Below are 428 nucleotides of genomic sequence, written 5' to 3'. Positions count from 1 at the left end.
GCCGGAGGCGGCGGTGCCGGTGACGGTGAGCGGGTAGGTGCCGGGTGTGGTGGTGCCCGCCGTGGTGATGTTGAGCGTGGCGGGGGAGCCGGCGGTGACGCTGCCGGGGGTGGCGGTGGCGTTGACGCCGGCCGGGGCACCGGAGACGGTGAGGCTGACGCTCTGCGCCGAACCCGACGTCACGGCGGTGGTGATGTTCGCGCTGGTGCCCGCACCGGCCGTGACCGTGCCGGAGACCGGGTTCACGCCGACCGAGAAGTCGTTCCCGGGCTGGGTGCTCGTCACCTTCAGCGTGTAGGTGCTGGTGTGGGTGCCGGAGGCGGCGGTGCCGGTGACGGTGAGCGGGTAGGTGCCGGGTGTGGTGGTGCCCGCCGTGGTGATGTTGAGCGTGGCGGGGGAGCCGGCGGTGACGCTGCCGGGGGTGGCGG

The 428-nt window shown here is 74.3% G+C and carries 1 pseudogene; it reads right to left on the bottom strand.

Annotation, left to right across the window (positions count from 1 at the left end):
• Positions 1 to 428: pseudogene (locus PUR56_RS08715) on the bottom strand (glycosyl hydrolase family 8); the annotation flags it as partial.

The sequence above is a fragment of the Streptomyces sp. BE303 genome, from assembly GCF_036290945.1.
Taxonomy (GTDB): Bacteria; Actinomycetota; Actinomycetes; order Streptomycetales; family Streptomycetaceae; genus Kitasatospora.
The sequence above is the reverse complement of the archived record's forward strand: the minus strand, read 5'-3'. Positions and strand labels throughout refer to the sequence as shown.